We start from the raw sequence: 16,067 nt of genomic DNA, 5'->3' as shown, positions 1-16,067 counted from the left end.
AAATCATGAAGCAACACATTCAAACTTTAGCGGTTCATGCAGGTGAAAAAAAAGGAAAAAATACGGATATCATCCAACCCATTCACCTGTCCACTACGTTTGAACGAAATGAAGACGGTGTCACTGGAGAATATATCTACACTCGCGCAGAAAATCCAAATAGAATTGCTGTCGAAAAAAAAATGGCTGCTATTGAAGGAGCTAAATCTGCCATTGCTTTTGCTTCAGGAATGGCAGCCATAAATGCTTTATTTGATACGTTATTAACGCCTAATTCTCATATTATCATTCCTGATGATTGTTATCACGGTACAAGACAATTATTGGATACTTTTTTCAAACGTTGGAATGTAACATCAGAAATGGTAGACATGACTGTTATTTCTAATGTTGAGAAAGCCATTACCTCCAATACAAAATTAATTTGGATAGAAACACCATCAAACCCTCAGTTAAAAATAACCGACATTGAAGCTGTCGTTTCATTAGCAAAAAAGAATGCAATTCTAACAGTTTGTGATAACACTTTTGCCACGCCTATTTTACAAAAAACACTAGAAATGGGCGTTGATTACGTTATGTATTCTTCTACAAAATTTTTTAGTGGTCACTCTGATATTTTAGGAGGTGTGGTTTTAACCAATAAAGAAGACGAAACGAGCCAAAGCATTAGAACGTATCAAAAAATGGCTGGTGCCGTTCCAGCACCATTTGATTGTTGGCTTTTAAATAGAAGTTTAGCTACTTTCCCACTTCGATTCAAAGCACAATGTGATAATGCTAGAAAAATAGCTACTTATTTAACTACACATCCAAAAATAGAAAACGTTTTTTACCCAGGATTAGTAACTCATGAAAATCATGAAACAGCTAAAAAACAGATGAAAAATGGTTTCGGAAGTATTATTTCTATTTTAGTAAAAGGCAATCAAGAAACCGCTTTACAATTCACTTCTAAACTTCAAATTTTTAAACACGCCACTAGTTTAGGTGGTGTGGAAAGTTTAGTGGAACACAGACGAAGTGTGGAAGGAACCAATCCAATAAGTCCAGAAAATTTAATTCGTTTATCTATAGGTATAGAGCATATTAACGATTTAATTGCTGATCTAGAACAAGCTCTAGTATAAATAAACAGTTTTAATACATATTCATATAAGAAAACAAGTAGTAAAATTATTTTTAGAATTAAAAAAAGGATTCTAAAACGATGCTATTTATTCTAAAGAATTAATTTAAGTTGATTATTGTAAAAATGAAATTATTCCCTACAAAACATATAAAATTCAATTTAATTGATAGCAAAGAAACAACTCTTAATAGGCTAATGAGAAGAACTGAATTCTCAGAAAATCTAACCTCAAGCTATACTGAAAAATCATTTCGAGGTAAAGTAAATGGAAATAAATTTAAAATTATCTCTTCTGAAATTGGAAAAGGTGCTTTTTGTGTTCTAGATGGTCAAATTACAGAACATAAAGGAGAAGTAAACATTAAAATCCATATCGTTTTTCGAATATTATTAAGTATCTTTTTTGTTTTTCCAGTAATTGGATTCATTATACAATTTATCATAAAAAAGGAGAATTTTTTCATAATACTTTTATTAGCAACTCTTCAACTACTAATGATTCGTTATTTTTTTATTGAATTAGCTTTCCGCTTTTTATCTAAAAGAAGTCTAAATCGATTAAGAGATGTTTTAGATATAGAGTTTGAAAAATAAAATTAAATATAGCTCATGATATTATAAAATATTATTTTAAATTAAATATTATTTATTTTATGACAAGAATTAAAAACTGGCTACTGTTACATAAAACTACAATAATGTATGGTATTTGTCTCGCTATACTATTATTCCTTCTTAAATGGTTAGAACTTCGCTATATTATATTTGATCATTCCCTTGAAATTTATATCGGTTCAATTGCTCTTATTTTTACTATTTTGGGAATTTGGCTTGCTCTAAAACTGTCCAAACCAAAAACAAAAACAATCATCGTAGAAAAAGAAGTATACCTTCAAAAAAAGGATCCTTTTATTCCAAATGAATCTATGATTTCCCAACTTGAAATAAGTCCACGAGAATTAGAAATATTACATTTAATAGCTTTAGGGAAAAGCAACCAAGAAATTGCGAATACTATTTTCGTTTCTTTAAGTACTGTAAAAACACACAATCAAAATATCTTTGAAAAATTAGAGGTAAAAAGACGCACACAAGCCATTGAAAAAGCAAAACGCCTCCAATTGATTCCTTAAAAAATCCTACTTTAGTATAAAATTGTGTCAAAAATTTAAAAATGGCCGAAAGTATGAGTGAAAAAAGGATAACAATTGTCACTTTTGTACCTAATAAACTGAATAAAAATGAAAAAAAAGACTATCATCTACGGATTCATAGCTGGCCTAATTGTTTCAATTGTCATGCTATTTACTACAAGCAATAGTATTGATTTTGAAAACGGCATGTTTGTTGGATATGCCTCTATGCTTATCGCTTTTTCTTTGGTTTTTGTGGGCATTCGAAACTACAGAGATAAATACAACAATGGTGTTATTAGTTTTGGTAAAGCTTTTAAAATTGGAAGTATAATCGTTTTAATTGCATCCACACTATATGTTGTTTCTTGGTTGATTAATTACTTTTATTTCGTTCCAGACTTTCTAGAAAAATATTCAAACCATATAATTTCAACTTTAGAAGAAAGTGGTGCAAGCTCAGTTGAAATTGAAAATAAAACTAAAGAAATGGCAGAATTTTCAAAAATGTATCAAAATCCTTTTATTAATGCAATGATAACCTATACAGAAATTTTACCTGTTGGATTACTCGTTACATTGATTAGTGCCTTCATTTTAAAAAGAAAAACTATAGCAAACTAAATAATAAAAATAATGGAAAAAGTAACTGGAATTGGTGGTATCTTTTTTAAATGTAAAGAGCCAAAAAAAGTAAGTGAATGGTATAAGAATCATTTGGGTTTAAACACTACACCTTATGGAGCTACTTTTGAATGGACGGATGCATCCGATCCTACTAAAAAAGGATCTACACAATGGAGTCCGTTTGAAGCATCGACTAAATACTTTGAACCTTCGACTAAAGATTTTATGATAAATTACCGAGTAGCCAATATTGAAGCATTGGTAACTGAACTCAAAAAAGAAGGTGTTACAATTTTAGATGAAATTACAAGCTACGATTACGGAAAATTCGTTCACATTCTAGATATTGAAGGCAATAAAATTGAGTTGTGGGAACCTACTGAATAATTTTTTTCATTTTACTTCACAATGTCTAAAATCCTATTAATCAATATTAATAGGATTTTTAGATTAAGACAATCTGAATTAACAATACAATTTTTTTTTTAAATTAGTTTGACATTCTTTTTGTTGCAATCTTTACCTGTACTCTTCTTAACTTCTAAAAAAAGAAATTAATTCTAAGTTGAAAATGATAAAATTAAAAACAACTTTTCAAAACTTTCGTTTAACTTAATTTTAACTGTGTTTTGCAAAATTATATTGTGCAATATATTTATATTTGTATCATCAAAATATCAAATAAAGATGAACGATCTTTTAAAATTAGAAACACAAATTTGTTTCCCTGTTTATGCTCTTTCCAGAGAAATCACAAATTTATACAGACCATTATTGGATAAATTAGACATTACTTACCCTCAATACTTGGTTTTATTAATTTTATGGGAAGAAGAAGAACAAACAGTTAATCAATTAGGGAAAAAACTACAATTAGATAATGGAACACTTACACCATTATTAAAAAGATTAGAAATAAAAGGAATAGTAAATAGAACAAGAAGTACAGTAGATGAACGCATCGTACTAATCTCTTTAACCAATTTAGGTAAGTCCCTAAAAGAAAAAGCAAATTGTATTCCTGAACAATTAATGAAAGCGCTAGGTGTTGAAAAAGAGGATCTAATACAATTAAAAAAAATAGTCAACACAATCTTAAATAAAAATAAATAATTTTTTACAATTTTAAATAATGAAAATAATGTATACAGCAGAAGCAACTGCAACAGGAGGTAGAAACGGTCACGTAAAAAGCAATAATGGAATATTAGATTTACAAGTAAGAATGCCAAAAGCATTAGGAGGAACAAATGATAATTTTACCAATCCCGAAATGCTATTTGCTGCAGGATATTCAGCTTGTTTTGACAGTGCTTTAAATTTGGTTATCAAACAAGAAAAAATCAAAACGGGAGGAACTAGTGTAAATACAAAAATAAGTATAGGACAAATTGAAAATGGTGGATTTGGTTTAGCAGCTGAATTAGCAGTCAATATTACTGAAGTAAGTTTAGATCAAGCTAAAGAGCTAGTAGAAAAAGCACATCAAGTTTGTCCTTATTCTAATGCGACTCGTGGAAATATAGAAGTAAAATTAACCGTTACCAATAATTAAAATAAAATATGGCTTTATTAGAAGACTTGAAATGGCGTTATGCTACAAAAAAATACGATCCTACAAAAAAAGTAAATCAAGAAGATGTAGATAAGATTGTTGAAGCTGCTCGATTAGCTCCAACCTCTTCTGGTTTACAACAATTTAGAGTTTTGGTAGTAAGTAATCAAGAGATTAAAGAAAAATTAAGCTCAAAAGTACTTAATCCTGAAGTAATGTTAGATTGCTCACACGTTTTAGTATTTGCTGCTTGGGACAAATATACCACGGAAAGAATTGATGCAATCTACAATCGTACAACAGATGAAAGAGATTTGCCTCGCGGTAGATTTGATAGTTATACTGATAAAATTAAAGGAATTTATTTAAATCAGACTGCAGAAGAAAACTTCATACACACAGCACGTCAATCGTACATCGGATTTGCAATGGCTATTGCACAAGCGGCTGAACTAAAAGTAGATGCTACACCAGCAGAAGGTTTTGATAATACATTGGTAGATGCAACATTAGACCTTGCTAAAAAAGGCTTAAAAAGTGTAACCTTATTATATCTAGGCTACAGAGATACAGAAGGAGATTGGTTAGCTAACATGAAAAAAGTTCGTAATACAACCGATGAATTTGTAATTGAATACAAATAAGAAAATCAGAATAAGGGCTTTAGCAATCAGTTAAAAACTTTTTGGTAACTAAATACCTTTTCAAAACCCTATTATTTTGAGATAATAGGGTTTTGTTATAATTTAAAAATTATGAAGACCCTTCAAAAAATTTCAACAAACTGATATCAATACTTTAAAATAAAATCCCGAAGACTTGTAAGTTGATATATTGAAAACATATTTTTAAGATTAATAAAAAACACTATCCTATTTCCTCAAAATAAGGGATTCTTTCACATCTACTTATTACTAGATTCAATAACCTAATCCTTCTCCAAAATCATTCCTTCGATAATTTCCTGCATTCATTCTTTTTTTTCCTTAGCTCATTGTTTTCACATTGGTTGCGGCTCTTTCTCTCAGTAGTTTTGGGGTATCAAAATAAATGTATAACCAAAATTATAAAACAATGAAAAGAGAATTAGTATTTTTAAGAACATTTGCCATCGCAACAGCAATAGGAACCGTAGTATTAGTTAACAGTGCTTTCAAAAAAAATGACAACCAAAGATTCAGCGAAATCGATGTGGAACGTATCAATATCATAGAAAATGATGGAACGGTAAAAATGATCATTACCAATGTAGATAAATTCCCAAATGGAACTACTAAAATTAACGGTCGTAACACAAATGAAACTAGAAAAAAACGTTCTGGCATGCTGTTCTTCAACGAAGATGGCATTGAATGTGGTGGATTTATCTACGATGGTGAAAAGAAAGAAAACGGACATAGTTCTGGCTTGTCATTAACTTACGATCAATACAATGGAGATCAAGTCATGCAACTGCTAACCCAAGATTACCAAGAAGGAGACAAAAGACATGTAAGTTCTAGTCTGGTTTTCAATGACAGACCTTCAAAGGAAACTCAAGAACGAAATGCAGAAATATCCAAAGAACTAGCTGCCCTTCGCAAAGAAGACCCTAAATTAATGCAACAAAAATATAAAGAATATGAAGAACAAGGTCTTATAGGTGGTGCACCACGTGTTATGCTTGGAAAAACAAGAAGTCAAAATAACGGACTCTTCTTATTTGACGACAAAGGCATGCCAAAAGCCATGTTTTATGTTGACAAAAACAATACTGCAAAATTAGATTTCTACGACGATAAAGGTGAAGTTATCGCTTCTTTCCCAAATATCAAATAAAAGAATTTTATTTTTTAATAGCGCTATTTCACTTATAGCGCTATTTTTGTAATCCTAGAAAAACAATACAATGTCGCTTATTCTTAAACAAGTTAGAACACACAAATATTTCTTGTTATTCATTTTTTTGTTTGGATATGCGCAATCCATACAGATTCGTTTTCTAATAAGACGAAAAATCAGTTGGTATTTATTCACACCAGAAGCAGCAGTTTCAACATTCATTAGTAGTTGCTTGTTCTTTTCCATTCTCCTATTTTTAATGAAAAAATGGCAAAAAGCACCTACTTTTGATATAAAAGAGGCCTTCAAAATAGTTAGCACTTCTTTAGTTTTATATATTGTAATCCTAAAAGCTTTCGGCTTAAGCATTTCCATTCTCTTTGGCAATTTGGAACGAAATTTCAATTCAGAAACATTGACTCATTCGTTAGTTGGTAATTTTATGGATGCTTTAATTTATGGCAGTTTCTTTTTAGCGTATTACTATTTTCAAAAAAACAAGAACTATCAAAATCAGATTACTATATACAATAATGCGCTCTCAGAAAATAAGATAAACCAACTTAAAGCACAACTCAATCCTCATTTTCTATTTAATAATCTCAATGTTTTAGATCAACTTATAGAAGAAGACAAAAATGTAGCCTCAGATTTTTTAAATGAATTCGCAGAAATGTACCGGTATGTATTAGAAGTAAGCGATAAAAAATTGGTTACACTTAAAGAGGAACTTTCTTTTGCTAAAAATTATTTCTCTTTAATGGAACACAAATACGGAAACGCTTTTCAATTAGAAATCGAACAAAAAAACGACATTCCTGTTTGGATTGCTCCACTCACCTTACAATTACTAATCGAAAACGCGATTAAACATAATTTAGGAACTGAAAACAATCCGGTTACAATAAAAATAAAAATTGAAGACAACATAGTAGTTTCTAATACGCTTATTAAAAAACAAAATTTAAAACTCATTTCAGGTAAAGGCTTACAGAATCTAAAAGAACAATATTATTTATTATCCAATCAGAAAATAGATATCAAACAACAGGAAGCGCTATTTATAGTCACTTTACCCTTAATTTCTTTTCAAAAAAAATGATAAAAGTACTTATAATTGAAGATGAGATTCCAGCAAGAAAAAAATTAAAACGATTCTTAGAACAGCTTAACGAGTCCATTACTATTGTATGCGAAATAGGAACTATTGAAGAAGCTATTTCATTTTTAGGATCTAAACCTATAGTAGATTTAATTCTATCAGATATCGAACTACAAGACGGTAATGCTTTTGAAATTTACACTAAAGTAAAAGTCACTTGTCCTATTATTTTTACTACGGCATACAATCAATTTCTAATGGATGCTTTCGAAAGTAATGGCATTGAATATTTACTAAAACCGTTTTCATTTGAACGATTTAAAAAAGCTTGGAACAAATTTATAGTATTACGCAAGTCAAATGGTTCAGAAAATGATTTAGTAACCAAATTGAATCAAATTATAAATCAACCTTCCGAAGTAAAGACTACAAAAAAACGATTTACCATAAATACCAGCAAAGAAATGTACTTCTTAGAAACAGAAGCTATTTTATTTTTCACTACTGAAGAAGGAGTTGTATTTGCTATAGACAAGCACTCTAAAAAACATTTACTTACACAAACCACCTTAAAAGAAATTGAAGAAGTACTTGATAGTTCAAAATTCTTTAGAATTAACAGAAGTGATTTGGTGAATAAAAATCACATCGTTAAAATTGAAAAATATTCCAAAAACAGTTTAGCAGTAAAACTTTCTGGATATGAAAAACATCTTGTAACGAGTCAAAGTAATACAAAAGCTTTTAGAGACTGGATTGAAGAATAAATTACAATTTAATTACCCAACAAAATGAATGAATTAGCTTTTTAATAGTCTTAGTTACTATTTATGAAATGAAAATAATATTCCTCTTAATCACTCTTTTATCAAACAATATCTTTTGTCTGAAAAAAAGTTTCCAATTTGTTACGTATATCATTTAATAAGAAACTATTCAACGAAAAAGAGTTTTTGAAAAAAGAAGAAACGAAATAGATATGGAACTCATTAGTATCATAAAAAAAGTAGAACGTCAAAAATGATTATAACTAATATAAATAAATTCCAAAAAAACATTAAAACAAGATTATGATGAAAAAGACAAACTATTTGTAAGCAATCTAGCCTATTTTCTAATAACAGACCTGTAAATTAAACTAAAAAACAGAGTGATTTTAAGTGTTACTTCCCAAGTAATATTAGTAAATATTAAAAATTGAAATAACAAGCTATTTTTTATTTGATGAAAAAGCAACAACTAAAGATAGGTTTCATTTAGGCAATAATACTAAACTGTACTTCTATAAGAATAAAGGTGAATTTATAGTTTATTTCCAAAAAAATAAGAGATTTTTTCTTAAATTTGATTCTATTCTTAAAAAGAAAGAGTTAAAAATAAATTTTATTACTATTTTAATTTTAAACATCATGTTTATAAAGTTATTATCGTTTATAATGAAATGACTTTCAACATAAAGAAATATTTAATAATCTAAAGATGACTAAAATGAAAAATAAATTTATATTTCTGTTTTTTATTTCTTATTTATCCTTTTCACAAACTGGAATAAACACCACTGACCCTAGAACTACACTAGACATCAATGGAGCAATCACACATAGAGAAGTAAACTTCACCGTGGCTTCTAATGCGGCTAATATTAATATAGAAACTTCACTCGCCAATATTACTGGTACGGCTACGGCTACAGTTACAGTAACAGCATATACACCTACTATTAATGGTCACATGTTAATCATTTCTAATAACACCACAGGCGGTTTTGGAGCTACATTTTCGGGAACAATCATTCCCAACGCCCAAGCTATAACTTTTGTTTACACCAATGGTGCATGGAAAACTACGATGGGGTCTTCGACAATATCAACATCCAATTTGTACAACAGTGATGGAACTCTGACAAGCAATCGGACAGTAACCTTAGGATCTAACACTCTTACTTTCACAGGTACAGGAAGAACTGAATTTCAAAATTGGTTCGGATATGCCAAAGATCAACGAAAGGGGATTGCGGCAATTTATAATGAAGGTGCAGGTGATGTGTATGGCATGGAGCAGGTTTCAAGTTCCCAAAGTGGTACATCACCAGCATTGCGCTTGTTTACATCAAATGCAGCATCAGCACATCTAGCTTTTGGTAAATATACGAATGCAACCGCTTATACCGAATATGCAAGGTTTACTAATACAGGTGATTTTGGCATTGGTATTACTGCACCAACCTCTACTTTTCATGTAAATGGCAGTATAGCTAATAGCATCACCGTTATTTCAGCTGACCTAACATTAAACCAAACCCATAAAACGGTAATCATTCCACTTGCATCTGCATTTACTGTTACCTTGCCTGCTGCTACAGGAATATCAGGCAGGGTTTATACAATTGTCAATAATACAGCTGGTTCAAAATCTCTAACAGTAAATTATATTGATTTAACAGGAAGTACAGTAAACACAATCAATGCAGCAAGCAGTATAGAAGTACAGAGTGATGGTACTAATTGGTATCAAATACAATAATGGACAAAGATAATTAAAATGAAAACTACATTTCTATTACTGATTTTAATACCCTATTTATCCTTTACTCAAATTGGAATAAATACCACCGATCCTAGAACTATGTTAGATGTCAATGGAGCCGTTACATATAGAGAAGTAAGCTTTACTGTGTCTTCTAATACAGCCAATATTAATATAGAGACCTCTCTTGCCAATATTACGGGTACTGCAACTGGCACTGTTGCCATAACGGCTTATGTTCCGACTATCAATGGTCATATATTAACCATTTCCAATAATACCACAGGTGGTTTTGACACAACATTTTCAGGCACAACTATTCTCAAAGGTCAAACTGTAGCTTTTGTTTATACTAATGGAGCATGGAAAACAACATTAGGATCATCAGTAACCGCAACCGATATTTACAACAGTAATGGTAACCTAACAGGTAATCGTACGGTAACTATGGGAGCCAATAATCTTACTTTTTCGGGAGGAAGGACTGACTTTCAGGCACCAGTTGGGTTAGGATTTGCCAAAGATACACGTATGGGAATAGCTACAATATATAATACTTCTAATGGTGATGCGTATGGTATGGAGAAAGTTTCAGCTGCCCAGACGGGTACAACTGATGCGTTGCGTCTGCTTACATCGAATTTTACAGGATCTCCTCCACATCTCGCCTTTGGTAAATATACAAATGCAACTGCTTTTACTACCTTTGCTAGGTTTATCAACTCTGGTGATTTTGGCATAGCAATTACACCTACCTCTACCTTTCATGTAAATGGAAGTATAGCCAATAGCATTACCGTTATTTCCGCTGACCTAACATTAAACCAAAATCATAAAACTGTGATCATTCCACTTGGCTCTGCATTTACCGTTACGCTTCCTGCTGCATCTGGAATATCAGGCAGAATTTATACAATCATCAATAATTCTGTTGCTTCAAAATCTGTGACAGTAAATTATATAAATCTAGCAGGTAGTTCCATAAATACAATTAATGCTGGAAGTAGTATTGAAGTTCAAAGTGATGGTATCAATTGGTATCAGATACGATAAATTAACTCTCTTGATGATTATTTACCAATCTCATCAAATTAGATTGAAATTAAAAATGTCAATTATAGCCCCAATAGGAACGGCATCCTTTTCTTTTTTCTTAAAAAAAAAGGAAAGATATAGTGGATAGTGGGTGTGATTTTCTACCGAAGAACTATTTATGTGCTCCTAAAAAAGAAAATATAACTTATGACTTATAGGAATAAAAAAAGGAAAGCTTTCACTTTCCTTTTTTGAGCCGATGGAGGGACTCGAACCCACGACCTGCTGATTACAAATCAGCTGCTCTAGCCAGCTGAGCTACACCGGCAACTCTAAAAGATAACTTTTTGTCTTATTTCATACAATGTGTTACCTTTATTGCGGTGCAAATATAATTTTGATTTTTCTATTTGCAAAAGAATTTCCGCTTTTTTTTACTATTTTTTTTAATTTAATTTGTTGATTTTTTCAACTATTTGATTTGCAGTAGCTTCGTATTCTTTACGAATTTGTTTAAAATGAACTTTTTTGTTTTCAACGTCTTTTTGATTCATTTTTGTAACTAAAGCATCATAATTATCATAGATTTCATCAATAATTGCATCCGTAGTTTCTGTTGGTTTTCCACCATTAGTCATTTCCCACACATAAACAATATTTACTAAATCTCCTAAAACATAGTTGATTTCTTTTTTCAAGTTTTTAACGCTTGCCATTTTTTATTTATTTAAAATTTGATGCAAAATTAAACAATATATTCTAATGATTATGAATTAAATAGAAATTTCTAATAGAGTTGCGCTTCCTTTTATTTCAATTCCGTCTATACTAGCGGGTAATAAAATAGTATTTCCAGTTTTTATTATGAAATTTTGTCCTTCATAAACAAACTCAAATTGACCTTCCGTACACATTAAAACCGTAAAAGCTTCTTGTCTCTTGGTCCATGAATAATTTCCTTGTAAAGGAATTACATTTGTTTTAAAATAAGGACAATCTACAACTTCATTCGATTTATTTTCCAAAGTAGGATATTCAATTTTTGAATTGGTTTTAGAATAGTTAATAGCGTCAAGTGCTAATTCCGTATGTAATTCTCTACCTTTTCCATTTGCATCCACTCTATCCCAATCATAAATTCGATAAGTGATATCACTCGTTTGCTGGATTTCTGCTATAACAACTCCTGCTCCAATGGCATGAATGGTACCTGTTTCTAAGAAAAAAACATCTCCTTTTTTTACAGGCATTTCATTCAAAAGAGATACTATTGATTTATTTTCTAAATGATTTAGATATTCTTCTTTATTAGAGTCTTTTTTAAAACCTACAACTAAACGAGAATTCTCATCGGCTTGCATAACATACCACATTTCTGTTTTACCAAAAGAATTGTGTCTTTTCTTAGCTAATTCATCATTAGGATGCAATTGAATAGACAAATCCTCTTTGGCATCTATAAACTTGAAAAGTAAAGGAAATTGCTTCCCAAAACGTTCCACAACAGAAGTCCCTAAAAATTCATTTGGTGCAAGAGCAATAATTTCATTAATATTTTTACCTTTTAATGTACCATTATTTACTACACTAACATCATTTGGCACTGTAGAAATTTCCCAACTTTCACCTGTAATTTCAGAAGAAATGGTTTTATTTAAATAGGTTTTTAATTTAGTTCCTCCCCAAATACGTTCTTTGAGTATAGGGTCGAATAATAGTGGATATAATTTCATTTTTAATCTATTTACAATACAAATATGCGGAAATTATAAAAGCCATCCAGCTTATTTCGTTGTATCGCTCTTTTTGTATGTTAGTTTGATAAAATAATATAGATGAATTGAAAACGATTCAAAATAAAGAATAATCTATAATTTAATTATTACAGTCTTTACTTAAGTTTAGAAAACATCCAAAGAAAAAGTAAAATTGTTATAACAATGTATCCTGAATAAAACTTTACTGGTGTTTTAGTTTCTTCGTCAATTTTAAAAAGTTTATTTTTAGCTGTACTAGATAATTCATAAGATTTAAGATTCGCTTTCTTACATTTTGCGCAACTAACAGAAGTTCTTTTTTCCAATGGAAAGACAAAAATCCTTATTGCTAATATTTTTATGTAGACATCAACTAATAGATCTGCATTTTCATTACATACTTTACACTTTTCATCTTTAATAACTCCATGAGAAATCTTTCTCTCTACTGTTCCAATCATAAATTAACAATTATAATAAAATCTAATAAAGGCTATTTTTTTTAATCACTTATTAAGAGAAACTTAAAGTTCTTTAATTTTTGCTTTAGCAACACTAATATGATTTTTAGCAGACATACTATTAAAAACTAATTGAACAACACCTTTACTATCTATAACATAAGTAACCCTTCCAGGAATAAGACCTAGCAAGTTAGTTGGCACATCAAAAAGCTTTCGCAAAGACTTATCCTTATCTGACAATAAGATAAAAGGAAGGTTATATTTTTGAGCAAATTTTACATGTGATTTTTCAGAGTCACCACTGACTCCTATTACTTCTGCACCTAAATCTTTAAAGTCTTGATATTCATCTCTAAAACTACAAGCTTGTGCAGTACAACCTGGTGTATCATCTTTTGGGTAAAAATAAATTACTGTTGGTTTTCCCAAATATTCACTCCATTTAAAAAAAACTCCATGTTGATCTTTAGCTGTAAAATCTGGAACCTTGTCTCCTACTTTTAATCCCATTTTAATTTCCTTTATAAGTTACAAAATTACGAGGTGTTTCATATAAAATCACTTCCATTTCCATATTTGGATCGATAAAAGGTCGTAATTTATTCCAAATAATCACTGCAATATTTTCCGCTGTTGGATTCAAATTAGCAAAATCAGGAACATCTAAATTTAAATTTTTATGATCGAAAGCATCCTCAATATGTTCTTTAATCAAGTCTGACAAGATTTTCACATCAATAACAAAACCAGTTTCTTGATTTATAGCTCCTGTAACACTAACTATTAATTCATAATTATGCCCATGGTAATTAGGATTATTACATTTACCAAAAACCTTGTTATTCATTTCATTTGACCAATCTTCCCTGTACAATCTATGAGCTGCATTAAAATGAGCTTTTCTAGAAACCGTTACTTTCATTTGATTTTAAAATTTATATCTTTGATATTGGATTTATATTTTATGGCTTTCTAAATAGTGATAGAATTCATCAAATATAATTTTAAACCAAACAGTGTAAAGATCAGGGCTTGCAATCATATCATCTTTAATATCTTCTATTTTCATCCATTTCCAATCTTCAACCTCATCTTTGTTAATAGTTGGTTCATCGTTAAACCTACCTATCATTACATGATCTAGTTCATGCTCCGTTAAACCATTATCAAAAGGTGCTTTATAAATAAAATGAAAAAGTTCTTTTAAATCTGTCACAAAACCCATCTCCTCCATCAAGCGTCTTTTGCCTGCTAAAATATTGGATTCTCCTGGTCTTTGATGACTACAACAAGTGTTTGTCCATAATAAAGGAGAATGGTATTTATGAGTAGCCCTTTGTTGTAACATAACCTCATTTTTATCATTTAAAATAAAAACTGAAAAGGCTCTGTGTAATAAGGCTTGCTCATGAGCAGCCATTTTCTCCATTAAACCAATAGCTTCATCATTTGTATCTACTAAAATTACTTTTTCTTCTCTCATACTATTTATTAATGTCTCAAAAATACAAAAAAAGTTTGGGTTATAGTTGCCTTTTCAAGTTTGTGAGAACATTAACAATTGTATAGATAAAATATATTACAAACTATCGTCTCACATATTAGATCAAACAAATTATTGATTATCAATTTTTTAAATAATTAACACAAGCTCAAATTATTATTGTATCTTTGTACTTTAGAAATTTATAAAATTCTTATATTATTTACGCTTTAAATACTTTTAAGTAGTACTACAGACACATAATAATTTGCTTTTTTAAATTTCTATAGTAATCACTTAAAATTATAATTAGTTAATGGCTAGACCTCAAGAAACATTTAACAAAAAAGAGCAAGAAAAACTTCGCGCTAAAAAAAGAAAAGAAAAACAAGAAAAAAAAGAAGCTAGAAAAGCAAACCCGAAATTATCTGGAGAAGACCTTTATGTTTATGTAGATGAAAATGGACATTTGACAAGTACTCCTCCTGATCCTTCTAAGAAAATCATAGTTGATGTTGAAACTATCGAAATTGGGATTCCAAAAAGAGAAGACACAGAAGAAGTTGATACAGAGAGAAAAGGTATTGTAGATTTTTACGATACTTCAAAAGGTTTTGGTTTTATAAAAGAATTAGATTCTGACAATAAATTTTTCTTCCACGTTAAAGGTTTGATAGATGAAGTAAAAGAAGGTAACAAAGTTACTTATGAACTGGAAAAAGGAATGAAAGGAATGAATGCAGTAAGAGTTAAGAAGATATAACTTAAACTCATATACTTATATAAAAATGCCATTAAAACAAATTGTTTTAATGGCATTTTTATTACATAGTAACTATAAAGCAAAATTATTTTCCTAAATAATTTAAAAAATCATGATTTATAGTGATTTCTCACTTTGGTATTATACTGTTATTTGCACTAGAATTTTTATTGATGGAAACATCAAAAAGAATTTAATGATAAACAAACATAATAGTAACAATTAAAAATTAAAAAAATGATTTACGGAATTACATTAATTATTTTAGGATTATTGGCGGCACCATCTCTTTTACTTTCAAGAAAACCAGATGCCAAAGAGCTTTTAGACAAAATAACACCTTATCAAGGTTGGATAGGTTTAGCTTTTTGTTTTTGGGGAATATGGGGAATAATTCAAGCGATTTTAAACATAGGCTTATTAACTACTTTCCCAATTTGGTGGATTACTTGGTTGGCTTCGTCTGCAGTTGAAGCTGTTCTAGGATTCATCCTTGGATATGGAATGATAAATAAACTTGTTTTATCTAAAAACGAAGAAGCCAAACAAAAAGGAGAAAAATTATTAGCAAAACTTGCTCCAATTCAAGGAAAATTAGGTTTAGCAGGCATAGTTGTAGGAATATGGGTAATTGCTGCTAGCATCTTATTTTATGCTTAATAAAATATA

21 protein-coding genes and 1 tRNA gene are annotated in these 16,067 nt (G+C 30.0%); 15 read left to right on the top strand and 7 right to left on the bottom strand.

Annotation, left to right across the window (positions count from 1 at the left end; genetic code table 11):
• The first annotated feature begins 5 nt into the window (after positions 1-5).
• The 13 genes from FIA58_RS11135 (at position 6) to FIA58_RS11075 (ending at position 10,949) form a co-directional block, all read left to right on the top strand.
• Positions 6-1,130, top strand: a complete 1,125-nt coding sequence (locus tag FIA58_RS11135) for a trans-sulfuration enzyme family protein (RefSeq protein WP_140962555.1) — start codon at positions 6-8, stop codon at positions 1,128-1,130.
• A 125-nt stretch (positions 1,131-1,255) separates the two neighbouring features.
• The gene (locus FIA58_RS11130; protein ID WP_140962554.1) at positions 1,256-1,726 is read left to right on the top strand and encodes a hypothetical protein; all 471 of its coding nucleotides are present in this window, start codon (positions 1,256-1,258) and stop codon (positions 1,724-1,726) included.
• 59 nt (positions 1,727-1,785) lie between these two features.
• Entirely contained in the window at positions 1,786-2,265 is a 480-nt protein-coding gene (locus FIA58_RS11125) for a response regulator transcription factor (RefSeq protein WP_140962553.1), read from the top strand.
• A 108-nt stretch (positions 2,266-2,373) separates the two neighbouring features.
• The gene (locus FIA58_RS11120) at positions 2,374-2,889 is read left to right on the top strand and encodes a DUF4199 domain-containing protein (RefSeq protein ID WP_140962552.1); all 516 of its coding nucleotides are present in this window, start codon (positions 2,374-2,376) and stop codon (positions 2,887-2,889) included.
• Between the two features lie 12 nt (positions 2,890-2,901).
• Positions 2,902-3,279, top strand: coding sequence for a VOC family protein (locus FIA58_RS11115; RefSeq protein WP_140962551.1), 378 nt, complete (start codon positions 2,902-2,904; stop codon positions 3,277-3,279).
• Between the two features lie 300 nt (positions 3,280-3,579).
• Entirely contained in the window at positions 3,580-4,005 is a 426-nt protein-coding gene (locus tag FIA58_RS11110; protein ID WP_140962550.1) for a MarR family winged helix-turn-helix transcriptional regulator, read from the top strand.
• Positions 4,006-4,024: 19 nt separating this feature from the next.
• Positions 4,025-4,447 carry an organic hydroperoxide resistance protein gene (locus FIA58_RS11105; RefSeq protein WP_140962549.1) on the top strand — a complete coding sequence of 141 codons (423 nt, stop codon included), beginning with the start codon at positions 4,025-4,027 and terminating at the stop codon, positions 4,445-4,447.
• 8 nt (positions 4,448-4,455) lie between these two features.
• Complete coding sequence (locus FIA58_RS11100) at positions 4,456-5,091, top strand: nitroreductase family protein (protein WP_140962548.1); 636 nt, start codon at positions 4,456-4,458, stop codon at positions 5,089-5,091.
• A gap of 430 nt (positions 5,092-5,521) precedes the next feature.
• On the top strand, positions 5,522-6,265 hold the full coding sequence (locus FIA58_RS11095; protein ID WP_140962547.1) for a hypothetical protein: 744 nt from the start codon (positions 5,522-5,524) through the stop codon (positions 6,263-6,265).
• Between the two features lie 70 nt (positions 6,266-6,335).
• A complete protein-coding gene (locus FIA58_RS11090) occupies positions 6,336-7,370 on the top strand; it encodes a sensor histidine kinase (RefSeq protein ID WP_140962546.1) in 1,035 nt (344 codons plus the stop codon).
• Positions 7,367-8,137, top strand: a complete 771-nt coding sequence (locus FIA58_RS11085; RefSeq protein ID WP_140962545.1) for a LytR/AlgR family response regulator transcription factor — start codon at positions 7,367-7,369, stop codon at positions 8,135-8,137. The genes FIA58_RS11090 and FIA58_RS11085 overlap by 4 nt, the downstream gene beginning before the upstream one ends.
• A gap of 721 nt (positions 8,138-8,858) precedes the next feature.
• The gene (locus FIA58_RS11080; RefSeq protein ID WP_140962544.1) at positions 8,859-9,893 is read left to right on the top strand and encodes a hypothetical protein; all 1,035 of its coding nucleotides are present in this window, start codon (positions 8,859-8,861) and stop codon (positions 9,891-9,893) included.
• A gap of 18 nt (positions 9,894-9,911) precedes the next feature.
• A complete protein-coding gene (locus FIA58_RS11075) occupies positions 9,912-10,949 on the top strand; it encodes a hypothetical protein (protein WP_140962543.1) in 1,038 nt (345 codons plus the stop codon).
• 236 nt (positions 10,950-11,185) lie between these two features.
• Here the strand turns inward: FIA58_RS11075 and FIA58_RS11070 are convergent.
• From FIA58_RS11070 to idi, 7 genes are all read right to left on the bottom strand, one after another.
• A tRNA-Thr gene (locus tag FIA58_RS11070) sits at positions 11,186-11,259 on the bottom strand.
• A 118-nt stretch (positions 11,260-11,377) separates the two neighbouring features.
• Entirely contained in the window at positions 11,378-11,647 is a 270-nt protein-coding gene (locus FIA58_RS11065; RefSeq protein ID WP_140962542.1) for a hypothetical protein, read from the bottom strand.
• 57 nt (positions 11,648-11,704) lie between these two features.
• Positions 11,705-12,664: a type I phosphomannose isomerase catalytic subunit gene (locus FIA58_RS11060; RefSeq protein WP_140962541.1), complete on the bottom strand. Its 960-nt coding sequence runs from the start codon at positions 12,662-12,664 to the stop codon at positions 11,705-11,707.
• Positions 12,665-12,822: 158 nt separating this feature from the next.
• The gene (locus FIA58_RS11055) at positions 12,823-13,149 is read right to left on the bottom strand and encodes a hypothetical protein (protein ID WP_140962540.1); all 327 of its coding nucleotides are present in this window, start codon (positions 13,147-13,149) and stop codon (positions 12,823-12,825) included.
• A gap of 63 nt (positions 13,150-13,212) precedes the next feature.
• Positions 13,213-13,662 carry a peroxiredoxin gene (locus tag FIA58_RS11050; RefSeq protein WP_140962539.1) on the bottom strand — a complete coding sequence of 150 codons (450 nt, stop codon included), beginning with the start codon at positions 13,660-13,662 and terminating at the stop codon, positions 13,213-13,215.
• Position 13,663: 1 nt separating this feature from the next.
• Positions 13,664-14,074, bottom strand: coding sequence for a 6-pyruvoyl trahydropterin synthase family protein (locus tag FIA58_RS11045; protein ID WP_140962538.1), 411 nt, complete (start codon positions 14,072-14,074; stop codon positions 13,664-13,666).
• Between the two features lie 33 nt (positions 14,075-14,107).
• Positions 14,108-14,635, bottom strand: a complete 528-nt coding sequence (gene idi / locus FIA58_RS11040; protein WP_140962537.1) for an isopentenyl-diphosphate Delta-isomerase — start codon at positions 14,633-14,635, stop codon at positions 14,108-14,110.
• Between the two features lie 316 nt (positions 14,636-14,951).
• Between idi and FIA58_RS11035 the strand changes: the two genes are divergently transcribed.
• Positions 14,952-15,398, top strand: coding sequence for a cold-shock protein (locus FIA58_RS11035; protein WP_140962536.1), 447 nt, complete (start codon positions 14,952-14,954; stop codon positions 15,396-15,398).
• 237 nt (positions 15,399-15,635) lie between these two features.
• On the top strand, positions 15,636-16,058 hold the full coding sequence (locus tag FIA58_RS11030) for a hypothetical protein (RefSeq protein ID WP_140962535.1): 423 nt from the start codon (positions 15,636-15,638) through the stop codon (positions 16,056-16,058).
• Positions 16,059-16,067 lie beyond the last annotated feature (9 nt).

Source organism: Flavobacterium jejuense (genome assembly GCF_006491595.2).
Classification (GTDB): domain Bacteria; phylum Bacteroidota; class Bacteroidia; order Flavobacteriales; family Flavobacteriaceae; genus Flavobacterium; species Flavobacterium jejuense.
Note: the sequence above shows the minus strand (reverse complement) of the source record. Positions and strands in the feature narration are given on the sequence as shown.

Bases quoted from the DNA above. Each gene is read 5' to 3' on its own strand.
- FIA58_RS11100 (WP_140962548.1), top strand. From the start codon at position 4,456: ATGGCTTTATTAGAAGACTTGAAATGGCGTTATGCTACAAAAAAATAC.
- FIA58_RS11090 (WP_140962546.1), top strand. From the start codon at position 6,336: ATGTCGCTTATTCTTAAACAAGTTAGAACACACAAATATTTCTTGTTA.
- FIA58_RS11035 (WP_140962536.1), top strand. From the start codon at position 14,952: ATGGCTAGACCTCAAGAAACATTTAACAAAAAAGAGCAAGAAAAACTT.
- FIA58_RS11110 (WP_140962550.1), top strand. From the start codon at position 3,580: ATGAACGATCTTTTAAAATTAGAAACACAAATTTGTTTCCCTGTTTAT.
- FIA58_RS11120 (WP_140962552.1), top strand. From the start codon at position 2,374: ATGAAAAAAAAGACTATCATCTACGGATTCATAGCTGGCCTAATTGTT.
- FIA58_RS11105 (WP_140962549.1), top strand. From the start codon at position 4,025: ATGAAAATAATGTATACAGCAGAAGCAACTGCAACAGGAGGTAGAAAC.
- idi (WP_140962537.1), bottom strand. From the start codon at position 14,635: ATGAGAGAAGAAAAAGTAATTTTAGTAGATACAAATGATGAAGCTATT.
- FIA58_RS11050 (WP_140962539.1), bottom strand. From the start codon at position 13,662: ATGGGATTAAAAGTAGGAGACAAGGTTCCAGATTTTACAGCTAAAGAT.
- FIA58_RS11130 (WP_140962554.1), top strand. From the start codon at position 1,256: ATGAAATTATTCCCTACAAAACATATAAAATTCAATTTAATTGATAGC.
- FIA58_RS11085 (WP_140962545.1), top strand. From the start codon at position 7,367: ATGATAAAAGTACTTATAATTGAAGATGAGATTCCAGCAAGAAAAAAA.
- FIA58_RS11080 (WP_140962544.1), top strand. From the start codon at position 8,859: ATGAAAAATAAATTTATATTTCTGTTTTTTATTTCTTATTTATCCTTT.
- FIA58_RS11065 (WP_140962542.1), bottom strand. From the start codon at position 11,647: ATGGCAAGCGTTAAAAACTTGAAAAAAGAAATCAACTATGTTTTAGGA.
- FIA58_RS11075 (WP_140962543.1), top strand. From the start codon at position 9,912: ATGAAAACTACATTTCTATTACTGATTTTAATACCCTATTTATCCTTT.
- FIA58_RS11045 (WP_140962538.1), bottom strand. From the start codon at position 14,074: ATGAAAGTAACGGTTTCTAGAAAAGCTCATTTTAATGCAGCTCATAGA.
- FIA58_RS11095 (WP_140962547.1), top strand. From the start codon at position 5,522: ATGAAAAGAGAATTAGTATTTTTAAGAACATTTGCCATCGCAACAGCA.
- FIA58_RS11030 (WP_140962535.1), top strand. From the start codon at position 15,636: ATGATTTACGGAATTACATTAATTATTTTAGGATTATTGGCGGCACCA.
- FIA58_RS11115 (WP_140962551.1), top strand. From the start codon at position 2,902: ATGGAAAAAGTAACTGGAATTGGTGGTATCTTTTTTAAATGTAAAGAG.
- FIA58_RS11135 (WP_140962555.1), top strand. From the start codon at position 6: ATGAAGCAACACATTCAAACTTTAGCGGTTCATGCAGGTGAAAAAAAA.
- FIA58_RS11055 (WP_140962540.1), bottom strand. From the start codon at position 13,149: ATGATTGGAACAGTAGAGAGAAAGATTTCTCATGGAGTTATTAAAGAT.
- FIA58_RS11060 (WP_140962541.1), bottom strand. From the start codon at position 12,664: ATGAAATTATATCCACTATTATTCGACCCTATACTCAAAGAACGTATT.
- FIA58_RS11125 (WP_140962553.1), top strand. From the start codon at position 1,786: ATGACAAGAATTAAAAACTGGCTACTGTTACATAAAACTACAATAATG.